This window comes from Streptomyces rhizosphaerihabitans, assembly GCF_025399795.1.
GTDB classification, from domain to species: domain Bacteria; phylum Actinomycetota; class Actinomycetes; order Streptomycetales; family Streptomycetaceae; genus Streptomyces; species Streptomyces rhizosphaerihabitans.
Window position 1 is genome coordinate 202736 of sequence record NZ_JAODTZ010000011.1, and the last position, 7991, is coordinate 210726.

General features: G+C 68.2%; 7 protein-coding genes and 1 pseudogene. 4 read left to right on the top strand and 4 right to left on the bottom strand.

Translation table 11 applies throughout. The features are described from left to right. Positions 1-1068: 1068 nt before the first annotated feature. The 3 genes from N4G66_RS14290 to N4G66_RS14305 all read right to left on the bottom strand — a co-directional run bounded on the left by N4G66_RS14290 (position 1069) and on the right by N4G66_RS14305 (position 2960). Positions 1069-1248: a DUF397 domain-containing protein gene (locus N4G66_RS14290; RefSeq protein ID WP_261704451.1), complete on the bottom strand. Its 180-nt coding sequence runs from the start codon at positions 1246-1248 to the stop codon at positions 1069-1071. After that, positions 1238-1714 (bottom strand): Scr1 family TA system antitoxin-like transcriptional regulator, encoded by a 477-nt coding sequence (locus N4G66_RS45880; RefSeq protein WP_391858813.1) that lies wholly within the window; start codon positions 1712-1714, stop codon positions 1238-1240. Before N4G66_RS45880 ends, N4G66_RS14290 begins: the two co-directional genes overlap by 11 nt. 64 nt (positions 1715-1778) lie before the next feature. Beyond that, positions 1779-2960: a DUF6183 family protein gene (locus tag N4G66_RS14305; protein ID WP_261704452.1), complete on the bottom strand. Its 1182-nt coding sequence runs from the start codon at positions 2958-2960 to the stop codon at positions 1779-1781. Positions 2961-3011: 51 nt separating this feature from the next. Between N4G66_RS14305 and N4G66_RS14310 the strand changes: the two are divergent. After that, positions 3012-3410: pseudogene (locus N4G66_RS14310) on the top strand (putative T7SS-secreted protein); the annotation flags it as partial. A gap of 188 nt (positions 3411-3598) precedes the next feature. Here the strand turns inward: N4G66_RS14310 and N4G66_RS14315 are convergent. After that, positions 3599-4024 carry a DUF6299 family protein gene (locus N4G66_RS14315; protein WP_261704453.1) on the bottom strand — a complete coding sequence of 142 codons (426 nt, stop codon included), beginning with the start codon at positions 4022-4024 and terminating at the stop codon, positions 3599-3601. A 252-nt stretch (positions 4025-4276) separates the two neighbouring features. Here N4G66_RS14315 and N4G66_RS14320 point away from each other — a divergent pair, with 252 nt between their 5' ends. The 3 genes from N4G66_RS14320 to N4G66_RS14330 all read left to right on the top strand — a co-directional run. After that, positions 4277-4381, top strand: a complete 105-nt coding sequence (locus N4G66_RS14320) for a DUF5999 family protein (RefSeq protein WP_315903642.1) — start codon at positions 4277-4279, stop codon at positions 4379-4381. A 41-nt stretch (positions 4382-4422) separates the two neighbouring features. Then, positions 4423-5625 carry a tyrosine-type recombinase/integrase gene (locus tag N4G66_RS14325; RefSeq protein WP_261704454.1) on the top strand — a complete coding sequence of 401 codons (1203 nt, stop codon included), beginning with the start codon at positions 4423-4425 and terminating at the stop codon, positions 5623-5625. Next, a partial coding sequence (locus tag N4G66_RS14330) for a site-specific integrase (protein WP_261704455.1) occupies positions 5618-7991 on the top strand: 2374 nt, incomplete at its 3' end. The genes N4G66_RS14325 and N4G66_RS14330, both read left to right, overlap by 8 nt.

Below are 7991 nucleotides of genomic sequence, written 5' to 3' on the forward strand. Positions count from 1 at the left end.
CTGGTCCGGGCTCGGAAGAACTGCCGGCGCCGATGTCGGGTGGCGTGGGCACGGGGCTCCAGCCATTCGGACCCGGCCGCCTTGCGGGATCTGACCGGCCGCGGTGGGGTGGACGCGGATGCGTGCCGACGCCCAAGCGACCGCCTCGCACTCGCCGAGGTGACCAACACGGCGGAACTGCCTAGGCCTGCCAGGTCCGAGGATTGATCACTGACGTTTGCGGCTGGTGACGATCCTGCTGGCTCATCCACTCACGCGGTGAGGGAGATGCCGAGGTTGGCAAGCTGGCTGACGCGGATGCGATCGAGGGGATGGGCTCCGCCGGGCACGGAATAAAATGGAACGGCCCCGGCAGGAACCAGAGCCTGCCTCGCCGTGTCTGGTCGGCAATCGGCAAGATGACCTTGAAAGGCGACCGGCCGCCCGGACATGCGGGCGGCCGGACTGGTGTCGCCCACTGTCACACACCGAGCGCCACGCACTGGTGCAACAGCGGTTCCAGGCGCAATCGGGAGCTCACATCGCAGGACCTGAACAGGGCGAGGTGCTCTGCGACGACACCTGGCAGTTCGCGAAGCCCCCAGCCATCGCCTCACCCCCAAGGACAAGATGGCCTGGCACTTCTCACTGCGCACGACATCGACTACCAGCCGCGAACCGTTCCAGAAGCGCGCGTTGCCGTTCATTCAGCGCGGGCATCGGTGCGTGATCACCAGCCCGCACCGCACTCGCACACCGCGTTGAACCGAAAGGGTGGCCGCGGGCAGTGGGAGTCCTGGGACCTTTCTGGGACTTCCGGCTGCGTCAACGGACACGAGCGTGAAACAATCGAAAGGTTATTTGTGCAGGCCAGCCGCCCGCTGCTACCCATCGCGGCAGGTCACGGCCTTCGCTGGTCTCTTCCGGGACATCTGAGCGACTCCGGCGTGAACGTCGCCGCCGCCTCACCTACCGACCAGGGCGTACGCGGTCGGGAGGTGAGGCGGTGGCGCACTTGCCCGGACGGGATCCCGCACCGCGGTCCGAATCCCGGCCGCACAGGTCCCGTTCACGACCGCACCCAGCACCTCAGCCCACGTCGTGGACGGCGTACCCGACGAACACCGCCCAGGCATCCGTGCCGACGGCGAGCCCGGGTCGGACGGTGTCCTTGGAGTCCCGGACATGGACGGTGTGAAGGCGGGCGGCCACCTCGACGCACTCGCCGCCTTCTTCACTGCTGTGGCTGCCCTCCCGGTCAAGCGGCATGATCTGCACGTCGGCGGTTCGCCGGCGGCCGGCGGCCGGCGAGGAGCAAGTGCTCCAACTGTCCGCGCAGAACGTGGCGTCCACCGATCGGTCTTCTGAGGACCGACTCGTCGATGACGAACGTGGCCGGAGGCGTGGGACGCCGGGCGGAGAACTCCTGACGCGCCGGCCTCCCCGTCACTCGTTCGTCGACCGTCGCGTCAAAGTGCTGGGTGAGCGCCTTGATGATGACCGAGGCGCCGTCGGGCAGGGACTGGATGTACACCCCGGCACCGACCGCCGTGGCGGAGAGGCGGGGGTGCTGGGCGAGGTGGTTGCCGACGACGGTGCAGCGGTCGGTGTGTCGGTGCCGTACGTGGAGAACTCCGGCGCGGGGCACGTCCGGTGGGAGTGCCGGAGGCGCGGGCAGCGAGTGCTCGGACAACGGGTACGCGGGCACGGCCGCGTCAGACTGCGGATCAGCCATCGGGAAGCCCCCAGGAATCCCGCGTCCCGGTGCGACACCGTCTCCCCCGGTCGACGCCCGCCCGCTAACCGTCGGCGTCGGCGTCCGTGTCCGTCGCGGCCAGCACTGTCACCCGTGTACGGGTGGGATCCAGTACCGCGAAAGCCTCGTCAGCCGTGTCGTGGTGGAACCAGTCCGTGAACGCCATGAAGCGCAGCCAGCGGTGGTCGAGGGCCTGTCCCACCGCCTCCAGGAACAGGACGTCGGTGGGCAGACCCAGGAACGCGTACAGGCTGTTCCACGCGTACAGACGGGCGTACGCGCCGCCTTGCGCCCGGCCGTTCGCCCCACCGTCGTACGCGGCCGCGAACAACGTGTTGAGCACGTCGTCGGGCGCCGTCCGACAGGCGACGGCTCCACCACGACGCGTGCCCTCGCCCGCCAGGCAGTCGAGAGGCAGTTCCTTGACGAAGGAGATGTTGAAGTCGTCCGGGTCGAGCGGGCTCGGCAGCGTGAAGAAGCGTGCTTCCGGCTCGCGGGCCCATCCGCCGGCGGTGAAGGGTTCGGAGGCGGCCCGCGCGCGCGTTCCGTCGGGTACCTGTCCGACCGCGCGTCCAGCTGCCGCGCCGCTGTCGGTAGGGGGAACCTCCGGGAATCGTGACCGGAGCTGGGCAGAGGTCTTGACGGATCCGAGACCCCGGACGCGGACCGTGAAACGGTGTTCGACGTCGAGCCGCGTCCTCGGCAGCACAGCCAGCGGGTGCCCCAATTCTCGTAGGCGCTCCGCGTAGGCATCCAGGGCGGGTCGTCCCTGCCACACGCCGATCAGCGCGAGTTCCCCGAGAAGACAGGCGCGCACGTCCGTCGAAGGGTCCTGAGCGGTGTCCGGCAGCTCCGCGAACAGGGGGGCCAGGTCGCGCAGTTGCTGGGACCTGGCTAGCTTCGCGGCCACCGATCGCCGTAGCAGATCGCCTTCTTCCCGATGCGCGGGGCCGACCGGCAGCAGCCGGCCCACCAGGTCCACGGCGAACCGCGCGCACTCCCGGGACCGTGTCTCCGCGAGGACGTCGGCGAAGCGTCCGACGGTCCGCAGGGCCGCGGACCCCGCAGGCCCGTCATCGGACACGTCACGGCACAGCCGATCCGCCGCTTCGTACAGCTCCTCGGGACGGGACTCAGCCAAGAGCTTGAGTTCTGCCGCGTCGGACAGTTCCCCGAGGGGCCGGCGGGACGCGCCGTCACCGGGTGTCACCGGGTTGTCGTTCACGCCCGAAGTCTATGAGCGGGCATCAAGTAACTTTGCTGAGGCGTAAGTGCGTTGAGTGAAGCATTGCGGTCGGTCAAGGCGATGGCCGGCGAGGACGCTGTTCTGGCGTGGGCGGGGAAGTCGGCGAAGGCGTTCCAGGACGAATTCTCGGGTGTGCCCAAGCAACTGACGAAGCTGAAGAAGTCGTACGGGATGGCGGGGGACGCGCTCGTCGACTACTGGCCGAAGCTGGAGCGCGCCCAGGCGCTGGCGGACAAGGCACTGGCCAAGGGCCGTGAGGCGCAGGCCGATCTCACCTCCGCCAAGTCCCGTCTGTCCTCCGCCGATTCGTGGGTGACGAAGGCCAACAAGGAAGCGGACAAGTACAAGGACGATCCGACCGGAAGCAAGGACGCGGAGAAGCCGGACGAGTCGAAGATCCGGGCCGCCACCCGCGACGCCCGAGCCGCCGCCCCACCTGACTGAGGCGTGCCGGGCAGCAGGTGGTGTGTTCCCCGGCAGTGAGGACCGTCCGTGACCGATGCGCCTGCTGTCGCACATCACCTGCACCATGTTCGAATCGCCGGACACCCCTTCGGCCTCGTTCCATGCCCCGGCGAGGCCGCCAGCCCGGATTACCGACGGCCCTCCGCGGTCGATCAGCCCTGCACGATGGCGACGTCCTGCTCCCGGACGGCGTGGACCGAAGGCAGGGGGAGGCCGGTGGCGCTGATGTCGAACACCGTGGCCTCGACATGCGCCGGTCCCGGGACGAGGGTTTTGGGCGCCTTCTTCTCCGAGTTGCTCCAGCGGTGCTCCGCGCCGTCGCAGACCGTCGAGGAGCCGCCGATGGGGTGGCTGACCCAGGGATCGCCCTGGGACACCGTGGAGGACACGAACACGGGCCCGGCGGCGCCCGTGCAGCGGTAGGTGCCGGAGAGGGTGACGGTTCCGTCGGCGGCGACCGTGCCGGTGGGGTCGACGGTCACCTCGTCGGACGGGGCGGACAGGGCGACGGCGGACGGGGCGAGGAGCAGGAGCAGCGCGGCACCGGCGGCCGCACCGACGGTCTGGCGGAACAACATGGGATACCTCCGAGAGCGGGGACCTGGAAGGAACGCTCAACAGGTACCGGTCCGAGGCCCCGAGGACGGTGATCATCACCCCTTTGGTGGCGAGTTGGCATCGTCCGTCTTGGGGGCGTCCGAGAGTTGTCCTCGTGTTGTCACGCTTCACGACCGGCTGTTCCGGTGAGTTCGCCGGGCGCGCATGGTCTATTCATGCGAGGGCGACGACAACGCCGCCGACACTCTTCGCATCCCATGTGGAGGTGCACCATGTGTTCACACCGGTCTTCGTGCCCGTCCGTGGACGCCGCCGCCCCGCACATCGTTTCGGCCCACCCCGAGCAGGGCTGGTGTGTTAACTGCACCTTCTTGTAGTCGTTGGACACTGCGATGTCCGACTGCCCAAGGAGTTCTGTGTGACGTCGCACCTGCGCAATGAGCTGATGGAGGGGCGGGCCCTCCTCCCCCGCGTCGGCTCGGTCGTTCAGCTGGAGACCCAGCACCCGCCGTACGTCCTGCTCGGCCCTGACGGGAAGCCTGTCGAGCCCGTGACGCCGTACCTTCGGGACCTCGCCCTGAATGACAACAGCCCATTAACGGGCCGCAGTTACGCTAATGACCTGCTGCGGTGGTTCCGGTTCCTGTGGCTGCTGGATGTGTCCTGGAACAAGGCCACGGAAGGCGAGGTGGCGGTGATGGTGGGATGGCTTCGTACCGCGCCGAATCCGCAGCGTCGCCGCACACGGCCGGGCTCCCCGGAACCTGGGTCGGTCAACCCACGCACCGGCAAGCGGTACCTCAGGGCCGGATACGCGCCCACCACCCTCAATCACGCCCTGACGGTGGTCAGCAGCTTCTACGACTTCCACCGCGACCTAGGCAACGGTCCGTTGATGAACCCGGTGCCGGTCTCGGAGGCCCGGCGCCGGGCCTTGGCCCACCACCGACCGAAGGAGACGAAGCCGGTGTTCCGCCGGGCACGGCTGCGCCAGCGCGTCCCGGCTACCGAGCCGCGGGCTATCCCCGATGCGATGTGGGACGAGTTCTTCGCCGTCATGAACCATGACCGCGACCGCGCCGCGGTGCTGCTCTACGTCTCCAGCGGCGCCCGTGCTTCGGAACTGCTCGGCGTGACCCCGGCCGACATCGACTGGCCCGGCCAGACCGTCTACGTCGTCTCCAAGGGCACGAGGCTGCGCGAGCCCATTCCTGCCAGCCCGCAGGCCCTGGTGGTGCTGGCCGCCTATCTCGACGCGATGGGCATGCCCGCAGCGCACGAGGCGGTCTTCCGCACTCGCCGCGGTCCCGACAAGCCGCTCACCTACTGGGCTATGAGGCGCGTCATCCAGCGCGCCAACGACAAGCTCAAGACGAACTGGAGCCTGCACGACCTTCGGCACACGGCGGCCAAGCGCATGGCGAACGACCCCAACCTGACGCTCGCGGAAGTCCGCGCCGTCCTCCGGCACGCCGATCTGGCCACCACCGGCCGTTACCTGCATGCCCGGGTCGAGGATCTCTTCGACGCCCTCCAGGCCCACTACCAGCGGCCCCGCATCCAACGAAGTATCGCGCCCGGCTACGACCCGGAAGACTTCAAGACGGTGTTCGGTGGCTGACACGCAGACCTTCACCCCCCGCAACCGCCGCACCGACTACCGTGATGAGCCGTTCATCCCGGCTCCCGTCACCCGGTTCGACGGCGCGGAGCTGAAGGCGGCTCCGGCGCCCTTGCCGAGCACGCCGCCCGGGCCCTTCGGCGACCTGTCCAGGGCCCCGGCCGGCGAGATCCTGCGGATCATCGAACAGGCGACGAAGGGGCAGCCGAACCCGGGGCGCCGACGCCAGGCCGTCCAACGGTTCTTCGCGGTCCTGGAGGAGATGCCGGGCTCCACCTGGCAGGACAGGTGGCAGGCCAGCGGCTTCGACCGCGAAGGCGCCGACTCGGTGAACGTCCTGGCCAGGGACGGTGACCGCCTCGACAGCGCCGACTTGATCGCAGGCGTCAAGCTCGCCTACTGCCTTCGGGTCATCCGCCCTTCCATCTCGGGCTTTCGCGCGAACAAGTTCCTCGACTATCCCGAACGGTTCCGCGCGTTGCAGGCCGATCCCTACCTGGAGAAGTTCTTCGCGGCGGTCGACACCTTCGACTTCAACCACATGCACCGGCAGCGGGCGAAGTTCGACCTGACGGTCGCGCTGACCACGCAGGGCATCGCCCTGGAAGACCTCACGCCGCCTGCGCTACTGCACTACGGGCTGGAATCCAAACGTCTGGGTCTCACTCACCACAGCACACGCAGCAAGACGCGCTTCGCGGGCCTCGGCGCCTGGCAGGTGCTGCACCACATGGGCCACTTCCCGCCCGGCACCCCGCCGACCCTGCGGGCCTACGTCTATCGCGGCCAGCTCACCATCGAGCAACTCGTCGACCGTTACCCCATTCAGCACCAGGGCGTGCGGCAACTCCTGATCGACTACCTCGCCCGCCGCCGGGCCTCGACCGACTACACCACCATCACGGCGCTGGCCCGCCAGCTCACGAGTACGTTCTGGGCGAAGATCGAGAAGATCAACCCCGGGCAGCGGGACCTCGCCCTGAGCCCGGAGGTCTACGCCCAGTGGCGCGAAGCCATCAAGCGGTGGGACCGCGACGCAGACCGCACCCGCGCCGACGACTCCGGCATCCTCCTGGCCGTCCGCGCCCTCTACCTCGACCTGCACAGCTGGGCCATCGACGAGCCCGAACGGTGGGCGGAGTGGGTCGTTCCCTGTCCGATCCGGCCGAGGGAGCTCAAAGGCTTCGCCAAGCGCAAGCGCGAGATCCATCAGCGTATGGCCGACCGGATCCGGGTCCGCCAGCCTCTACTGCCCACCCTGGTCGCCCATGTCGAGGGCCGATACGAACACCTGACGAGCCTGCTCAAGACGGCCCGCACCGCCAGGCTCGGAGAGCACTTCATGCACGAGAGACACTCCTACCACCGCACGGACACCGAACGGGACCGCATCTGGGCCAAGAACGAGGATGATCCGCCCGTCCGCGTCACCGACGAGGAGGGGCACGTCCTCAACCTCACCCTGGCCGAGGACACCGCGTTCTGGGAATGGGCCGGTCTGGAGATCCTGCGGCACAGCGGCATCCGCGTCGAGGAACTGTGCGAGCTCACTCACCTGAGCATCCGTCAGTATCAGCGGCCCAATGGCGAGGTCATCGCTCTGCTGGTCATCGCTCCGTCCAAGAGCGAGCGCGAGCGCGTGATCCCGATGTCCGCAGACCTGTTTCACGCCATCGCCCAGGTCATCCGCCGTCTCACGCCGGCCAGCCAGCCGGTCCGCCTGCTCAACCGCTACGACCCTCACGAGAAGACCTGGTCAGAGCCAGCGCCGTTTCTCATGCAGCGGCAGACCGGCACCCAGCGCTCGGTGATCGCCCCGACCACGTTCATCCACATGTTCGCCCGCAGCTGCGAGGAGCTCGCCGAGACCCACCGGGCCTTCTCGGACATGACGTTCACGCCACACGACTTCCGAAGGCTCTTCGCCACGGAGATCGTCAACGGCGGCCTGCCCATTCACATCGGCGCCGCCCTGCTCGGACACCTGAACCTGCAGACCCTCCAGGGCTATGTCGCGGTGTTCGCCGAGGACATCGTCATCAACTACCAGCGGTTCCTGAACCACCGGCGATCCCTCCGCCCCGAGATCGAGTACACCGAGGTCACCCCCGAAGAGTGGGCCGACTTCGAGGAGCACTTCGACAAACGCAAGGTCGAACTCGGCAACTGCGCCCGCCCCTACGGAACCCCCTGCAACCACGAACACGCCTGCATCCGCTGCCCGATGCTCCAGGTCAACCCGAAAATGCTGTCCCGGCTCACTGAGATCGAGAAGGATCTCCTGCTACGTCGCAAACGAGCAGAGGCCGAAAACTGGCTCGGCGAGATCGAAGGTATCGAAACCACCCTGACCTTCCTGAAGGCTA

Coding starts and splice junctions, on each gene's coding strand:
- N4G66_RS14290 (WP_261704451.1), bottom strand. CDS start 1,248: ATGCCGCTTGACCGGGAGGGCAGCCACAGCAGTGAAGAAGGCGGCGAG.
- N4G66_RS14315 (WP_261704453.1), bottom strand. CDS start 4,024: ATGTTGTTCCGCCAGACCGTCGGTGCGGCCGCCGGTGCCGCGCTGCTC.
- N4G66_RS14320 (WP_315903642.1), top strand. CDS start 4,277: ATGTGTTCACACCGGTCTTCGTGCCCGTCCGTGGACGCCGCCGCCCCG.
- N4G66_RS45880 (WP_391858813.1), bottom strand. CDS start 1,714: ATGGCTGATCCGCAGTCTGACGCGGCCGTGCCCGCGTACCCGTTGTCC.